Origin of the sequence: Mycoplasmoides pirum ATCC 25960 (assembly GCF_000685905.1) — a bacterium.
GTDB lineage: Bacteria > Bacillota_I > Bacilli_A > Mycoplasmatales > Mycoplasmoidaceae > Mycoplasmoides > Mycoplasmoides pirum.
Genome location: NZ_JMKZ01000001.1, coordinates 493,175 through 511,241 on the forward strand (window position 1 = coordinate 493,175; position 18,067 = coordinate 511,241).

The 18,067-nt window shown below is 22.3% G+C and carries 14 protein-coding genes; 5 read left to right on the forward strand and 9 right to left on the reverse strand.

The window, feature by feature from the left end:
• Positions 1–7: 7 nt before the first annotated feature.
• Positions 8–976: an RluA family pseudouridine synthase gene (locus tag T397_RS0102170; protein WP_027124032.1), complete on the forward strand. Its 969-nt coding sequence runs from the start codon at positions 8–10 to the stop codon at positions 974–976.
• A gap of 16 nt (positions 977–992) precedes the next feature.
• The gene (tsaB, locus tag T397_RS0102175; protein WP_036448640.1) at positions 993–1,565 is read left to right on the forward strand and encodes a tRNA (adenosine(37)-N6)-threonylcarbamoyltransferase complex dimerization subunit type 1 TsaB; all 573 of its coding nucleotides are present in this window, start codon (positions 993–995) and stop codon (positions 1,563–1,565) included.
• Here the strand turns inward: tsaB and T397_RS0102180 are convergent.
• Both T397_RS0102180 and uvrC read right to left on the reverse strand, forming a co-directional pair.
• Positions 1,562–2,044 (reverse strand): YfcE family phosphodiesterase, encoded by a 483-nt coding sequence (locus T397_RS0102180; RefSeq protein ID WP_027124034.1) that lies wholly within the window; start codon positions 2,042–2,044, stop codon positions 1,562–1,564. The genes tsaB and T397_RS0102180 overlap by 4 nt on opposite strands.
• On the reverse strand, positions 2,037–3,824 hold the full coding sequence (uvrC, locus tag T397_RS0102185; RefSeq protein ID WP_027124035.1) for an excinuclease ABC subunit UvrC: 1,788 nt from the start codon (positions 3,822–3,824) through the stop codon (positions 2,037–2,039). Before uvrC ends, T397_RS0102180 begins: the two co-directional genes overlap by 8 nt.
• 118 nt (positions 3,825–3,942) lie before the next feature.
• Between uvrC and hrcA the strand changes: the two genes are divergently transcribed.
• The 3 genes from hrcA to T397_RS0102200 are packed head-to-tail and all read left to right on the forward strand — an operon-like array spanning position 3,943 to position 7,585.
• Positions 3,943–4,974, forward strand: a complete 1,032-nt coding sequence (hrcA, locus tag T397_RS04435; RefSeq protein WP_036448641.1) for a heat-inducible transcriptional repressor HrcA — start codon at positions 3,943–3,945, stop codon at positions 4,972–4,974.
• Positions 4,955–5,608, forward strand: a complete 654-nt coding sequence (locus T397_RS0102195; protein ID WP_027124037.1) for a hypothetical protein — start codon at positions 4,955–4,957, stop codon at positions 5,606–5,608. Before hrcA ends, T397_RS0102195 begins: the two co-directional genes overlap by 20 nt.
• 9 nt (positions 5,609–5,617) lie before the next feature.
• Entirely contained in the window at positions 5,618–7,585 is a 1,968-nt protein-coding gene (locus tag T397_RS0102200) for a 1-deoxy-D-xylulose-5-phosphate synthase (RefSeq protein ID WP_036448658.1), read from the forward strand.
• A 4-nt stretch (positions 7,586–7,589) separates the two neighbouring features.
• Here T397_RS0102200 and T397_RS0102205 read toward each other — a convergent pair whose 3' ends face one another.
• The 7 genes from T397_RS0102205 to T397_RS0102235 all read right to left on the reverse strand — a co-directional run bounded on the left by T397_RS0102205 (position 7,590) and on the right by T397_RS0102235 (position 17,686).
• Positions 7,590–8,648, reverse strand: coding sequence for a nicotinate-nucleotide adenylyltransferase (locus tag T397_RS0102205; protein WP_027124039.1), 1,059 nt, complete (start codon positions 8,646–8,648; stop codon positions 7,590–7,592).
• Position 8,649: 1 nt separating this feature from the next.
• Positions 8,650–9,762 (reverse strand): GTPase, encoded by a 1,113-nt coding sequence (locus T397_RS0102210; RefSeq protein ID WP_027124040.1) that lies wholly within the window; start codon positions 9,760–9,762, stop codon positions 8,650–8,652.
• Complete coding sequence (locus tag T397_RS0102215) at positions 9,749–10,348, reverse strand: YqeG family HAD IIIA-type phosphatase (protein WP_027124041.1); 600 nt, start codon at positions 10,346–10,348, stop codon at positions 9,749–9,751. Before T397_RS0102215 ends, T397_RS0102210 begins: the two co-directional genes overlap by 14 nt.
• Before the next feature lie 3 nt (positions 10,349–10,351).
• Positions 10,352–12,796, reverse strand: a complete 2,445-nt coding sequence (gene parC / locus T397_RS03945; protein WP_052663080.1) for a DNA topoisomerase IV subunit A — start codon at positions 12,794–12,796, stop codon at positions 10,352–10,354.
• Positions 12,797–12,798: 2 nt separating this feature from the next.
• Positions 12,799–14,700 carry a DNA topoisomerase IV subunit B gene (parE, locus tag T397_RS0102225; protein ID WP_027124042.1) on the reverse strand — a complete coding sequence of 634 codons (1,902 nt, stop codon included), beginning with the start codon at positions 14,698–14,700 and terminating at the stop codon, positions 12,799–12,801.
• 80 nt (positions 14,701–14,780) lie between these two features.
• The gene (locus T397_RS0102230) at positions 14,781–15,176 is read right to left on the reverse strand and encodes an HU family DNA-binding protein (protein WP_027124043.1); all 396 of its coding nucleotides are present in this window, start codon (positions 15,174–15,176) and stop codon (positions 14,781–14,783) included.
• Positions 15,177–15,370: 194 nt separating this feature from the next.
• Positions 15,371–17,686: a hypothetical protein gene (locus tag T397_RS0102235; RefSeq protein ID WP_027124044.1), complete on the reverse strand. Its 2,316-nt coding sequence runs from the start codon at positions 17,684–17,686 to the stop codon at positions 15,371–15,373.
• Between the last annotated feature and the right edge of the window lie 381 nt (positions 17,687–18,067).

An 18,067-nucleotide genomic window follows, 5' to 3' on the forward strand; every position in this document is an offset into this window, starting at 1 on the left:
TTAATTTATGGAAAATTCTTATAAATTTGAAGTATTAGCTAATGAAAAAAGATTAGATGTTTTTTTATCAAAACATTTAAATTTATCACGTACTAAGGTCTCATTTTTAATACTTAATTCATGTGTTAAAATAAATAATAAAATAATCTTAAAAAATAATATTCCATTAAAAGTTAATGATTTAGTAGAAGCAAAATTTAATTCAAATATTTTTCAATCAACAACTAATGAATTAAAACCTTATAATTTAAAATTAGATGTTGTTTATGAAGATGAAGATTTAATTATTATCAACAAACCAAAAAATTTAATTACGCATCCAACTACCCACAACAACGAAACTACTTTAGTTAATGCACTTATAAATCATTTAAATAAATTTAGTAGTAAAAAAGAAAATAATCATATTTATATGGTTCATCGTTTGGATAAAAACACAACAGGCTTAATTATTGCAGCTAAAAATTTTAAAGCATTGTCAAATCTTCAAGAACAAATAAAATCAAGAGAAATGAAAAGATTTTATTTAGCTATAGTAAATTATCCATTTAATGAATTAATGGGAACAATAGATGCTCCAATTGGCAGAATAAATGGTAGTGATTCAATAAAATTTACAGTTATTAACGCAAAAAATCCTAAAAAATCAATTACAAAATTTTATGTTTTAGATCAAACAAATCGTTATGCTTTAATTAAGTGTGAATTATTAACAGGAAGAACTCATCAAATTAGAGTTCACATGAGTTTCATAGAACATTGAATTTTAAATGATCCTTTATATGGAATAAAAGGTCAAAATTTAAATAATGAATATAATCAATATTTACATGCATATCAATTAGAATTTATTCATCCTACTTTAAATAAAAAGTTGTTTTTTGAATGTAATTTAGATCAAGAATTTAATAAAAAACTAAAAGAATTAAATTTAAGTATTGATAAATCAATAAATGATATAGAATATATAGAATAATTAAAAAGAAATTATTATGAAAAAATACAAATTATTTTTTGATTGTTGTTTTAACAAATTAAATCTAATATTATTGGATAAATTAAATAAGGTAATTAATTTTTTTTCAATTCCTACAAATAATAATTTAACTGATATATCTATTGAATATTTAAATGAATTTTTAAACAATAATCATATTAAAGCTCATCAAATTGAAAAATTTTATTTAACAATCGGGCCCGGAAGTTTTACGGGTGTTAGAATAGGATGTATAATTGGAAAAACTTGATGTACATTAAATGAAAATTGTAAATTATATGTAATAAATTCTTTAAGATTACAAGTTCCACATGAAAATGGAATTAGCGTTATTGACGCACGCGGTGATAAAGAATATTATGCTTTATATAAAAATAACATTGGAAAAGTTGAATTGATTACAAATGAAAAGTTTGAAATCATTTGCAAAGATAATCCAGATTTACCTTTATATAAAAACTATGAAAATGTAGATATTGTTGAGTGTTTAATTAATAACTTAAATAATTTTCAAGAAATTAGTAATGTTTCAGAATTAGAACCAATTTATATTAAAGATCCTTGTTAATTAAAATCGTAAAATTCAATCTTAATATTTTGAATTTTATTATCAACAACTTCAAATGTTGCATAAGTGGGTAATAATTCAGCATTTCTAGGCAATTCTAGTGAACCAGGATTAATTGTTACAATGCCATCAACACTATCAATATCTTGAATATGTGAATGGCCATAAATCATAGCATCAACATTATGCTTTTTTGCAATATCAACCAAATTTTGTTTTCATTTTTTTAAATTAAATCTTGCTGCTTGATGACCGTGAAACAAAATAAATTTAACATTTTCTAATTTAAATAACTCAATTTCATTGCCGATATAATCATTATTACCAGCAACTCAAAAATCAGCATATTTATTCATAATTTCTTCTTCAGTGCAATGATCACCGCAATGAAGAACAATATTAGGTTTTATTTTGTTAATTAATTCAATTCAACGTTGATTGCGACCGTGAGTATCTGAAATACATAAAACTTTAATCATTTTTTAACACTTCATTTTTTAATTTATTTTGAATTTCAATTGCAACATTTTTGGGAATAATCTGCATTAATTCTTCTATTGTTGCATTTTTAATATTAGTTATATTACCAAAAATAGATAATAATTTTTCTTTTCTTATTTTACCTAAATTTTTAATGTTGTCTAATATTGAAGAAATTGCTGATTTTTGATTTGTTTTTCTAAAATAAGTTATGGCAAATTTATGAACTTCTTCTTGCATATTAAATAAATAAAAATAGAGATTTGATTTTTTATCTAAATGAATTTTTGTATTATTTGATAATTGTATATAATCTGTTTTATGTTTATTATCTTTTACTAAACCTATAAGATTTATTTTGTCAGCAATGAACAATTCTTTTAAAGCTTTTAATGCTGCATTAATTTGAATTTTTCCACCATCAACTACAATCAAATCAGGAAATTTTTTCTTTTCTTTCAAAAGTCTTAAAAATCTTCGGTAAATAATTTCATACATGTATTCATAATCACTTTTAGCTTTAAGATTTTGAATTTTGTATTTGCGATATTCTTTTTTGTTAGGAATTCCATTTTCATATACAACCATAGCAGCAACTTTATCAACGTTAAAAATATTTGAATTATCAAAAATTTCAATTCTATTTAATTCTTTAATATTAAGTTTTTCAGCTAACTCTTGGTTTGCTAATATATTTCTATTTTCTTTTAGAATTAAAGAATTTAACTTAAAATTAAGTTCTAAATTAGCATTTTTTATAGCAGTTTCTAATATTTCTTGTATTTTTCCTTTTCCTGGATTAAAAATTGTTATATTTAAATTCTTTTTTAGTAAATTTATTGTTTGTTGATTTAGTGACACATATAATTTTGATGGCTTTAGATTAACAGAATAATATTGGTATAAATAACTAGCAACTTCATCATCAATATCACCTACATATTTGGATATTAACAAATTTTTGTTTAACAATTTGCCATTTAAATAAGAAAAAATAATAATTGAAATATAATTTTCTTTAATTGCGAATCCAACAACATCAATATTATTTTTTGAATTTAAATTAATAATTTGATTTTCTGAAAATAATTTAATAGCTTTTTGTAAATCTAAATAATTATTAGCTTGTTCAAAATCCAATCTTTTAACAGCATCTAATTCTTTTTTCTTTAATTCATTAATTATTTCATTATTACCTTTAGTAAAGAAATTATCAATTTTAGCTTTAACTAAATCATATTTTTCTTTTGTATCTTCATTCAAACATGCACCCATACACATATTCAAATCATAATAAAAACATTTTTTATTTTTAACTGAATTACATTTGCGCAAAGGAAAAAGTTTTAATAATAAATTATATATTTCATATGCTTTCATGTTTGAATTAGCAAATGGACCATAATATTTTCCTTTTTTAGGATCATAATTATGAACATATAAAAATCTTGGTTTAGATTCATTAGTTACTAAAAAATATGGATATCCATTATTATTTTTTAATAAAATATTATATTTAGGTTTGTATTTTTTTATTAAATTGGATTCTAAAATTAAAGCTTCATTTTCATTTTTTACAACAATAAAATCAACATCACTTATTTCTTGAACTAATTTAGCTGTTTTATTATCATTTGGTCTTAAAAAATATTGATGAGTTCTTTTGAAAATATTTTTTGCTTTGCCTACATATATAATTTCATTATATTTGTTTTTTCAAATATAACATCCAAATGTTTTTGGAGCATTTTTTAATTTATTTTTTAATGTGTCATTCATTTTGCTATAACTTAATTAATATACTTATATAATTAAAATGTACAAATTAATTTTTAATATATAAAATGATTATTAATATATTTATATATTAAAAAACAAAATTTCTTTAAAAATAACAATGAAATTATCCAAAAGACAAAATAAATTATTAAAAATAATTGTAGATGAATATACTGCAACAGCTACACCTGTTAGTAGTAAGAATTTAATTAAAAAATATTTTAAAGATTTATCTAGTGCAACAATACGCAATGAAATGTATTTTTTAGAAAAAATGAATTTAGTTGAAAAAATGCATACTTCATCAGGAAGAATGCCTTCTCTTGAAGGATATAGATATTATGAAGAAAATTTGTTAGAAACTACAGATGACTTTGATATTAGACATCGCTTACGAAAAATTTTAAATTCTCGTTCTAAATCAATTGATGAAGTAATCGAAATGTCTGTTAATTTTATAAATGAAATAACAAAACTTCCTTCTATTGTAACTCATATAAAAAGTGATGATAGATTATGTAGAATTGATTTAATTAGATTGAATAGTAATTTAGCCCTTGTTTTAGTAGTTTCTTCATCAGGAAATATTGTTAAAAAAACTATTAAGTTTAATGATCAAAAACAATATGATGATGTTGCTACATGTGTAAAAGTTTTTAATGATCGTTTAATAGATACTAAATTTTCTGAAATTGAATCAAAATTAGATAGTTTGCGCAAAATTATTAAAAAAATGGTAATTGAATACGAATATATTATTCAAGAAATTGTTAATAAAATATTTGATTTTAATACAAGATGTACAAGTGATATATATGGAACTAAAAATTTAATTAAAAATGGTGAATTTTTAGATCGTGACAAATTAATAAAAATTATTGATTTGCTTGAAAATACTTCGATATGAGAACAGATTGCTTATAATCATCAAAATACCGGAAAAACAACTATAACTTTTGGGGATCAAATAGGATTCGAAGGCGTTTCGGTTGCATCAACAGTTTTTAATGATTCAGAAGGCGCAAAACATCAAATTTCAGTTGTCGGACCTACAAGAATGGATTATGCTAAAGTTAAAGGTTTATTAAATATTTTTAAAGAAGAAATAGAAAAAATAGGTTCTATAAACAATGAAAAAAATAAAAATTAATATAAAGCCATTAGCTACTCATGTTAAAAAAGTAAAGAAAAATTTAGTTAATTATGAGTTAAATTTCAAAAAAAAATATAAAGTTTTTAAAAACCAATCTATTTTTACAAACTTATTAGCATTAATTTGTTTTTTTTGAATAGTGAGAAATCAAAACATTTTAGAAACATTAATTAACAATAAACAAATTAAAAAAGCACCTATTAATGAATCGACAGAATTGATTTCAATATTTAATGAAATTATTAATTTTAGTCAGGAAATAGCTTCTAAAAATTTTGATAAAAAGTATTATTTTGAAAATGAAATGATGTTTCAAAATAAATCAAAAGAATATACAAATCAATTAATTAATATTTATATTAACAATTCAATAAACAACACATTAGAAATTGAAGCTATTGAAAAATGTTTAAATAATTTAATAAATTTTAATTTCATTGATTTATTTACAACAAAATTAGAAGTGTTGAATCAAAATGATGATACTAATAAATATGATGATTTAATACTTCTAATTGAAAAACAAATGAAATATTTAAATGATTCTTATATTGTTTTCAAAAATGCTAATTCACCAAATTTTAATTTTGTTTTTAAAGTAATTTTAACTTTTAGAAAAAAAATATATTAATGATAAATTATGAATAATGAATATCCAATTTTAAATACAATAAATAATTATGATGATTTTTTAAAAATCGATAATAAAAATTTAGATAAATTAGCTTCTGAAATTCGTAATTTTATTATTCAATTAAGCAAAGAAAAAAGTATACATCTTAGTAGCAATTTAGGAATTATTGAAACTACACTTGCATTAAGTAAAGAATTTAATTTAAATAAAGATTTTTTATTTTATGATACAGGACATCAATCATATATACATAAAATAATTACAGGTCGTAAAAATTTAATTTATACAATTCGAGATACTGATGGTTTATCAGGAATGCAAAATATGAATGAATCAAAATATGATTATTATTCTGGTGGACATTCTGGTAATTCATTATCAATTTGTGCTGGATTTTTAGAAGCAATTAAATATGAACAAAATTGCTTAAAATTAAAATGAGAAAATGTATTAAATGATTTGATTTGTTTTGAAAATAATCCAAAAAAAGTTAAGAAAATTAATCGAATAAAAAAACAATTTAAAATTAATGAAAAATATGTTGTTCCAGTAATTGGAGATAGTGCTATTGCCAATGGGGTTGCTTTAGAAGCACTAAATGATATTAGTTTTAGAAATATTAAACCTATAATAGTTTTAAATGATAAAGGAATGTCTATTTCAAAAGCTGTTGGTTCTATTCCATTAATGATTTCAAAAATTAAGACAAATAAATTATTAAGTTTTATAGAAAAATTTTTATATTTAGTTCTTTGAAATACTAATTTTGGAAAAAAAATATATAAATTCATTTATAAAATTTTTCACGGTATAGGTAAAAGACTATCTGGAAGTAATTTATTTACATCATTAGGTTATCAATATATAGGTCCAATTAATGGTCATAACATTAAAGAAATATTAATTGCAGCAAAAAAAGCTAAATGGTATCAAAAGTTTCAACCTGTAATATTACATATAAAAACAGAAAAAGGAAAAGGTTTAGATAATTACACAAAAGATAAAATAGGTGTTAATCATTCTTCAAGTGTTAATGAATCAACTGCTAAATTAACAGGATTATATCTTAGTGAACATTTATCTGCATGAGTAGCTTCAGATAAAAAAATAAACATTATTAATCCTGCAATGACATATAATTCTGGATTTTTAAATTTTACAAAAAGTAATTCAGATAATTATTTTGATGTAGGAATTTCAGAAGAGCATGCAATTAGTATGGCTAGTGGTATGGCAATAAGAGGTCTAAAACCTATTGTAGTAATTTATTCTTCTTTCTTGCAAAGATCATACGATCAATTATTACATGATTTTTCTCGTTTAAATTTACCACTATTACTTTTAATAGATCGAGCAGAAATTTCTGGTGGAGATGGAGATTCTCATCATGGAATTTTTGATATAGGATTTTTAAAATCATTTCCTAATACAATTATTACTGCTCCATCAAATATTATTGAAGCAAAATTATTAATAGATCATGCTATTACCAATAACAAAAATAAAATTTTTGCTATTAGATATCCTAAAAAGTTACCCTACCTTAATTTAGATGAAGCTCAAATAAATGAAATTAAAAATGCTATAGAAAATTTAGAATGATTAGTTTATAAAAACAACAAAAAAAATAAAAATGTTGTTATAACATATGGAAATTGAGTAAATATTTTTAAAAATCAAATTAAAGAATTAAATTTAAATGTAGACATAATAAACGCGATAAATATTAATAATTATGATTTTAGACAAATTGAAAAAATATTTAATTCATATAAAAATATTTGCATTTTTGAAGAAACATATAAAAATCTTGGTTTAGCTAATGATTTTTTACAATATAGACAAAAATCTAAAAATAATTTATTAATTAGAAACTTTACAAAGTTTCCTGGTGGTGGAAATAATAAAGATATTTATTTAAGAAATAATATGGATGTTAAGCAAGTTTTACAAGAATTAATTGAAATATCATAAATATTTATTTTTTATTTTTATAGAAAGAAATAATTTGATTATGTAATTTATAAAATGCTTTATCAATGTTTTGCAATGCTATTTTTCTTATTTCTTTAATATCATAATATTTGCTATATTTTTTTATTTCTCTTCCGGGTTCACATTTATCAGCAACATAAAGAATTTTTACTATTTTTGATATTTTGTGAAAATTAGGTTCAGTGTGATTGTAAACAGCATTTAAAATATTTTTGTTTTTAAACATATAAAAGTATTTCATAAAATAGTAAGCTACATATGGATGTAATGTTTCAATTGAAGTAAATTTTTTTATATTTAATAAATTTGAATAATACAATAGTTCTTTTTTTCTAAATTCCTTTGCTAAATCATGAAAAATTCCGGCAATATATGCTTCTTTTGGGTTTTCATAATTATTTTTTATAGCTAATTTTTTTGCATATTTAGCTGTTCTTTTGCAATGCTCTCAACGAGATATAGATAAAAAAGATTTTACCCTTTCCTGAGTATACAAACAATTATTATTAATGTAATCAACAACTTTATTATTAATAAATTTATTGTTAATTTTTTTTCTCAACTCGGTTGATGAAATATTTTTATTTACATTTCCTATAAGTTTCATATTAAATTTTTTAATATTATTTTTATTTAATTTGTAGTTGTATCTAGAAACATAAATAATATTTACTAATTTCGAAATTTTTTTAGCATCTTTCCAATTATGAAAATTATTAACTTGATCACCACCAATTAATAAAAAAAGATTTTGATTTGAATATTTGGTTAAAAAATGTTTAATTAAATTAATAGTATATAAATTTTTATTATTTATATCTCATTTTGAAATTTTATATTTTTGATTTTTAGGAATAGCAAGTTTAAGCATTTTAATTCTATGCATGCTAGGTGATGAATTAATATTTTTAAGAATGCTTGAATAAGTGGGAACAAAGAATAATAAATCTGCATTAAGTTTTTTTAAACTTAATTTTGCACTTTCAATATGACCCGAATGAATAGGATCAAAACTTCCGCCAAAAATAATAATTTTTTTCATTTTATAATTTTTCATTTTCAAAAAGTATTGGTTTTGAAAGCTTTTTGTCTAAATATAAAATGATTTTTGATACATTTTTCAAAACAATAAATCCTAAATTATTTAAAACTAATAAATTGTAATTAAAATTTAAATCATACGTATACTCAACTAAATTCTGTTTATCAAAATTAATTTTTTCATTATTTTTATTGTTTAAATTAACTACATGAATTTTAAGATTATCGTTAAAATAAGTAATAATATTTGAAGAATTTTTATTATTTTGATTTATAAAAATTTTTAAACTAAATAAATTTTCAAATTTTAAAAATCTATTATTTCTTAATTGAAATATTTTATTTTTTCATTTGCTTTTCTCATTGCAAAATTTTTTTAATTGATCATTGTCCATAATAATTTGAAAACTATTATCATCAACAAAGCCTGGCAAATCAATGAAATTACCTTTTTTAAATAATTTGATTTGTTTGATATCTTGAGTTGTATTTCTATAATAACTTGTTGTTAAATTATTAATATTTTCAATTTTTTCTCTTTTTATAATTCAATTGATTAATGAAGATTTGCCAGCATTAGTTGGTCCACAAAATACAACTTTAATATTTTTTGAAAACAATTTTAAAAAAGTTGATTGAATAACAGAATAATTTAAATTTAAATGAGCAGAACAAATTATTAATTGATTTAATGAAATATCTATATTATTTATTTGTAAAAATTTATATAATTTATTTTTAATTTTATCCAAATTTTTAATGTTTATTAAAGAATCAATTTTAGAAATAATTAAATAAAAATATTTAGATTTTTTATATATTTCTTTTACTTTACTAACATTGAAAAATATTTGATTAGGAGAGCATACAAAAAAAACTGCTTTATTAGAAAAATCAAAATTATTTAATACTATCTTTACATGATTTTCAAGAAAATCATTATTTACTATAGACTCTTTATTGTAATATTTTAATTTAAAACACCTTTGACAAAATTTTGCTTTTTCAATAACTGGTGTGTAACCTATTTTATTAACATCACTTGTTAATATAGCACCACACCCTTCACATTTTTTATTTTGATTTATTTTTTTAATTTGATTACAAGATTTCATTTGCACTATTAATAAATTCTTCGTTAATTGGAGTAATATTTAAAAAATTATTTTGTTCTAGTTTTGAATAAATCATGCTCTCTAAAATACTTTGTAATTTACGATTTCCTGTATTCAAATCATAAACTACTTCCATTAAAGGATGAACTAGTATAGATTTACAACCTAAACGATTTGCTACAAAAATATCAGTTATTAATTGATCTCCCAAAAAAATAACATTTTCAGATAAAATACGATTTTTTTTCATGTGTTTTTTTATTTTATGAGTTAATGGTTTTTTTGCATTTCAAATATATCCATTAATAATATTTGATTTTTTTAGTGTATCACAAAATTCTACTACTCTTTTTTTTGAATTATTTGAAATAATTCAAACTTGTATTCCATGATTTTTAACTTTGTTTAAAAAACTTATAACTCGATTATTTGGTTTTCTACTAAAATGTGGAACTAATGTATTATCTAAATCACAAAATAAAACATTAATATCTTGATTAATTAATGCAAATAAGTTTAATTTGTCAAAATTTTCTAAATAAATGCTTGGTCTAAAGTAATTTAAAAAACTATTTTTGTTTTTCATATTTTATTTGAAAATTGGATTTGGTAAATAAATAAAAGTTGTTGTTTCATCAATTGGATTACTCATTCTTGAATCAAAATCCATAAGAGGTATATCAAAAATAGGAATTGAAATAATTTCACCATTATTTTTATAACAAAAAAAACTTCTTTGGTTGTTATTAATTAAAATTGTTGTTATCAGTTTATATGGTTTTGATTTAATTTGACTTAACAACGGTTTGCCCATAGTTGCTCTACTAAGGGAAATTAAATTTTTAAGATTAACTCTTTTGATCCCTTTTTCTGCTAATAATATAACTTGATATTCATTACTGTTATCAATGACTGAACAAGATACTAAATAATCTTCATTACGAAGTTTTATTCCTCTAACACCCATTCCTTTTAATCCAATTATTGATACTTCATCAACATTAAATCTCAAAGCATTTCCCATTTGTGAATATAATACAATTTCTTGTTTTTCTGAATCAACAACTTTAGCATCAACTAAAATATCTTTTTCTTTTAAATTCATACAAACACTAGGACGAATGGATTTAAAACTAAAAACATCTCTAAAATAAAAACGTTTAATCATTCCAGATTTTGAAACAAGAACAATTGATGTGTTATCATTTTCGTAATCATGATTATTTTTCATCAATTTCGCAAAAACAATTTTTTCATTATCCCTTAATGTTAATATACTGTTAATGTGAATTCCAGTTTCTCGAATTTTAGCTTCTTTAATTTTGTAAATAGGTAAAGCAACAAAATTACCATAACTAGTTATTAATAACAAACGATCTAAACTTTTAGCTTGTTCAGAATAAATTAAAGCATCATTTTCTTTTAATTTGAAACTTGTTAAATTTTCAAGAGTTATATTTTTTTGAGATGTTTGTTTTAAATAACCATCTTTGGTTACAAAAATATAAATTTCTTTATTTTCAACAACATCAGTTGCTTCGATTACTATTTTTTCAACCATTTCTTCAATTTGAGTTTTACGTGGTTGATTAAATAATTTCTTATAATTTCTTAAAATTGTTTTTAAATGATCTTTACGATATTTTTCATCGTTTAAAATAAGACTAAGTTCTTTTATTTTTTCTTTAAGATTTTGTGCTTCTTCTTGTAAACTTAAAACATCTGTATTACTTAAACGATATAAACGTAATTGAACTATTGCTTCAGCTTGATTATTTGTAAATTCAAATTTATTTATTAGTTTAGTAATAGCATCACTTCTATCTTCTGATTTTCTAATCAATTCAATAATCTTATCAATAATTGATGTTGCTTTAATTAAACCATTTATTATTTCTAAACGATTTTTATTTTTATTCAAGTCAAATTCACTACTTTTAACAATAATTTCTAAAGCATGATCTAAATAACTATCTAAATATCTGAATAAATTCATTTGAATTGGTTTTCTTTTATCTATAGCAACATTGTTAATATTGTAATTAATTTGAAGTTGAGTATTTTTAAATAAATATCTTTTTATTGCTTCGGCATTTTTTTCATCTCCTTTATATTCTAGAACTATTCTAATGCCAGATTTGTCAGATTCATCTCGAACTTCAGTTAAATATGCTATTTCTTCATTATCGATTATTTCTTCAATGTTTTTAATAATCGAAGATTTATTAGTTTCATATGGAATTTCAGTAATAATTAATCTTTTTTTATTGTGTTCAATTTCATCAATAATTTTAGCTCTTAAAATAAATTTTCCTTTTCCGGTTTCAAAAGCTTCTCTAATACCATTATCATCATGAATAATTCCGCCAGTTGGAAAATCAGGGCCCGGAATTACTTTCATTAAAGAATCAAGTCTACAATTTGGCGAATCAATACGCATAATAATTCCATCTATAATTTCATTTAAATTAAAAGGCGGAATATTAGTTGCATATCCAGCTGCAATCCCTGTTGAACCATTGATTAATAAGTTAGGTAATAAACTAGGCAAAATAGTTGGCTCTTGTTCTGTATCATCAAAATTTAAAACAAATTTAACAGTTTGTTTTTCGATATTTGATAACATATTAATTCCATAATAAGAAAATTTAGCTTCTGTATAACGCATTGCTGCAGCACTGTCGCCATCAATTGAACCATTATTACCTTGCATATCAATTAGTGGAATATTGTTTTTTCAAGATTGTGTCATCCGTACTAAAGCTTCATAAATTGAAGAATCACCATGAGGATGATATTTACCAATTACTTCCCCAACAGTTGTTGCGGATTTTTTATAAGCTTTTTCGGGTGTTAAACCTATTTTATACATTGCATATAAAATTCTTCTTTGTACTGGTTTTAATCCATCACGAATGTCAGGTAAAGCACGATCTTGGATAATATATTTTGCATATTTACCAAAACTATCTGACATGATTTCGTCAAGTTCTTTTTTACAAACTTTAGTATCAACTATTTTTTTATAACTCATAATTACTCATCCATTACAAAATCAACATTTTCATTAATTCATTCTTTTCGCATACCTGTATTTTCGCCCATTAAAACAGTTACTCGTCTTTCTGCTTGCGCAGCATTTTCTAAAGAAATTTGAATTAATTGTCTAGACTCTGGATTCATAGTTGTAGATCATAATTGATCAGCATTCATTTCTCCAAGTCCTTTGTATCTTTGGATCGTATATTTATTGTATTCTTTTTTTAATTCATCTAATTCAATATCATTTCAAGCATAACTAAATTTTTTGTTTGCTGAATTAGTTATTTTATACAAAGGTGGCATTGCTAAATAAACCATTCCTTGTTCAATTAGAGCGCGCATGTATCGATAAAAAAAAGTTAATAATAAAATTTGAATGTGAGCACCATCTGTATCAGCATCAGTCATAATAATCACTTTGTGATATTTCAAATTTTTAATATTAAAATTTTCACCTATTCCAGCACCTAAACAAGAAATAATAGATAAAATTTCTTCATTTTTTAATAATTCAGATAGTTTTGTTTTTTCAACATTAATAACCTTACCACGCAATGGTAAAATTGCTTGACAACGACGATCACGCCCCATTTTAGCAGTACCACCAGCAGAATCACCTTCAACTAAAAAAATTTCAGCTTCTTTTGGATCTTTAGTTTGTGCTGCAGTTAACTTACCAAATAAAACTCTTTCTGATTTAGCATTTTTTAATTGCTTTACACCTTCTCTAGCTTTTTTAGCTGCTAATCTAGCATCTCTTGTAGTAATGATTTTATTTATTATTTTTGATGCATCTTCTTTATTTTCTTCTAAAAAGAAATAAAGATTTTCATTAACGATTTTTTGAACAACAGTTTTAGCTTCTTGTGTAAATAACTTATTTTTAGTTTGACCTTCATATAAAATTAAATCTTCAGGAACCTTTACAGATACAATTGCAGTTAAACCTTCACGAATATCTGAACCTTCAAAATTTTTGTCTTTTTCTTTTAAGAATTTATATTTGAATGCGTAATCATTAATTGTTTCAGTTAAACCTATTTTAAAACCTAATTCATGACTTCCGCCTTCAATTGTTTTAATTGAATTAGCAAAAGATAAAATTAGTTCATTTTCTTCAGAAGTAAATTGTAAAGCTACTTCTACATCAATATTATTTTTATTACCTTTGAAGTAAGCAATTTTAGATATTTGTTTTTTAGATTCATTTATAAAAGAAATGTATTCTTTGATTCCATTAATTGCGTGAAAATTTTGACTATTAGATGGATTAATTTGATCTTCGTAATTAATTTTTAATCCTTTAAACAAAAAAGACGTTTCTTTTAATCTTTCTTTAATAATTGATGAATTAAAAGAAATTGTTTTAAAAATAGTTGGATCTGGTTTAAAATGAACAGTTGTTCCTGTGCGATTCGTTGTTCCTATTTGTGTTGATGGTTTATCAATTTTTCCGCCATTTTTATAACGTGATTCAAATATTTTTCCTTCACGTTGTACTTTAACAACTAATCAAGTACAAAGAGCATTAACAACAGAAGCTCCTACTCCATGCAATCCGCCAGAAATTTTATAAGAACTTCCATCAAATTTTCCTCCTGCGTGTAAAACTGTATAAACTGTATCAATTGTTGATAAACCTGTAGAACTATTTTTACCAGTTGGTATTCCTCTTCCATTATCTTTAATTGAAATTGAATTATCTTTATGCAAAGTTACAGAAATTTCACTAGCAGAACCATTCAATACTTCATCAATAGAATTATCAAAAATTTCTCAAATAAGATGATGTAAACCACGAATATCAGTTGAACCAATATACATTCCTGGTCGTTTTCTAACTGCATCTAATCCTTTTAAAACCTTGATACTACTATCATTATATTGCATATTTAAATATTGAACTTTCTATCAAAAAAATAAAACAAACTTTTTAGATACACTAAAAAGTTATATTTATTTTATTAAAATGAATTTTATTTTGTTTTTTTCTTAGAAGATTTTGTATTTTTTTTAGAAGTAACTTTTTTAGTTTTTGTCGTTACTTTGCTACTTTTAGAATTATTTGGTAAACCAAGAACACTTGCTGAATATGATTTAGCCACTAAAAATTTAACTCTTTTACGAGCAGGAATTTTTAGTGTTTTTTTAGTTAATGGATTAATTCCGTTTCTTGCTTTAGAATGAACAACTTTAAATTTACCAATATTGAAAAAACGAACAAGCTGATTTTTTGTTAATTCTCTTTTAATAATTTCTTGAATTGAACTAATAACTTCTTTGACTTGACTTTTAGTAAGTTTTGTTGATTCACTAATTTCTTCTATCATTTGACTTTGAGTTAATAATTTTTTATTTTTTAATGAACTCATCTAAAATCTAAGCCTCTATAAAATTTGTGTATTATATGTGTATATAATATCATTTAATATATATTGTTAAATCCATTATATATTTAAAATGTAAAAATTAAAAAAAATTAATTTATTTTTTATTTGAAATAAAAAATGTGTTGTTGCTGTTTATTGCAATAACACATTTAAAGTTACTTATTTAAATATTAATTTTATTTAATGTTTTTTTTGTTAAAGAAATGACTTTCTTCTCTAAAGTGAACAGGCAAATCAGAATTCATATTAATTTGAATTGTTGATGCAAGCATCATTGGATTTAATACTTTTCCATTATTGTCTTCTAATTTCATATTTTCATCATCAATCAAAATCTTTAATGGTTCGTATTCATCAAGTAATTCTTTTTTAGACTTAATTAAATAATTTTCGTAAGTTCTTCTACCTCAAGTGTATCAATTTATTATTCCAATAATTACTAAAAATACTAAAGCAGATGTAGCAACAACTGGAATGAATCATTTTTCAATTGCAATATTGAAATTAGTTTTTAAAGTTTTTGATGAATTAACAGTAGAAAATTTATTTACGTTACTTAAATCATGTGATGTTATTTTTGAAGAAATAGGTGACAATGTAGTTGTATTAGAAACAGTAGGGAATGTAATTTGAATATCAATATTACCTAAAACATTGTATCCATTGATTTTAATTATATGATCTAATTTTTCATATTTTTTGTCTATTCCCAACAAATTAAATAACATTTCATTTGTTAATTTGTTAGTCTCGGGATTATTAAGCATTTCATTTAATTCAGTTGGAGATTTTTTAAGTAACGGTGATGAATAATCAATATTCAATTTAATATCTTCTGGATTAACATTTACAAATTTGCTAACATTAAAATTCAATAGATTAGTAGTTTGAATAACTTCTTGTTTTTCACTGTTGTTAGTATCAACATTAATTTTTTTGTTCTGATTAACAACCAAATTAAAAGTACCTATATTATCATTAGCATCAGTTTTAATTTCAAAACTATTGTCACGATTTAATTCACTTGCTTTTTGTAATTCTTTGTAATAACTAGGTATTTCTAAAAATGCATCATAATTATTTTCGTAATTATTTTTAGCATAAATAGATGCAAATTCATTACTTCATTCTGGAGTTTGAACTAATTTTAAATAATCAGCATATCTAATATGAACAGGAGCAATATTTGTGTATAAACTTTCATCATCCACATCAGCACTAGTGTTAGTTGGATCAAATGATCAACTTACTACTCCATCAACATATGAGTTGTAACTATAAAACAAATTGAATTTATTTGTGTAGCTATTATAGATTAAATCACTAATTTTACTGCTGTTTGCATTTAAGAAATTATATGTGTATTTATATTGATAATTATTTAAATTGTTGATATTGTAATATTTTATATCACTTTTGTTATCACCTAAAGTTATGATACCATTAGCATTTTCTTTGTTTGCTTGTGTAACAGTTATCATTTGACTAAAGGATGCTTTGTCTGTTCCACCACTCGCTTGACCAAAATTAGTTACATTTGAAGTGTTATAAAATCATAATCGAATACTATGATCATTAATATCTTCATATTGAACATATAATTTTTTAGCTTGATTATCATTTGACATACATTTTATTGCAAACGTCATATCAAAAGTTGGACCACCAGGAACAGCTTTTCCATCTTTCAATAAGATTAAGTTACTACCAACAATTTTGTTGTTTTTGTATAAATTAACACCAATATACAACTTATCATTAATAGAAATACAATCAACTAATTTAATATTATCAAAAGGAATACCTTGTTGATTTTTTTCTATAAGAATACTACTTGTTGCTTTAGTTTCAATAGATGTAATAAGTAAATCTAACTTATCAATATTTGATTTAGCAACTGAGATACTTATAATTACAGGATTTCTTTCGCCATTGTTATCTAAATCAAAATTTGCTGCTACATGATATGCATTTATTGGAACATCATATTCACTTTTTGATTTTTCAATAATAGTTTGAGTTTTAGAGTCTATTTTAAAGAAAAAAGCTTTTGATTTATTTCAACTTGAAATTACAATTCCTTTAGACACATCATTTGAATCAATTGGAGACATTTGATCATAATCTGAATCTAAATAAATTTCTTGTATTCGATTAAAATTTTCATCATATACTGTTAATACACTTGCAGAAATTAAAGAATTTTCATTACTTGATACATAAATTACTTTATTGTTTAATCTAATAATATTTTTTCCAATTACTAAAGTTTTTCCATTTGTATCATTTACTTTGGGAAGAACAACTGAATTATTAGTTGTACTTTCATTTAAAATTGATTTTGTTTGTTCATTAGTTCTATTATTTAAATCAAATCCATATGATTTATTACCTGCATATGAACTGATCCCTACTATTGAAATAATTGAAAAGAAAGATAATCCTGTTGTTGCTAAAAACTTAGATAATCTATTCCACTTTACTTTCTTCATAATTACTAAGCTCCAATAAATCTTATAATTAACTAGATTCAGTTTCTGTTTAGGAAACACAATTCAATTTTAAAACAAATGAAGCTTAATATTCAAGCATAAAATGCGCTTTTTTTTCTATTAAATTTTATTTAATAAATTTTTCAATTATTAGACTTAATTTTCACTTAAAATTAATAATAATTATTACTTAATTATTATTGTTAATCTATTTGTAAATAATGAATATATATTAAATCAAATCTATATATAATATATGTGTCATAAACATTAAAAAATAGTACAAGTGTATGCAAAAACTAAAAATATTAAAGTTATAAAAATAATCTATTAGTGTTAATAAATGTAAGTAAATATTGATTTTATTTTATAATATGTAGC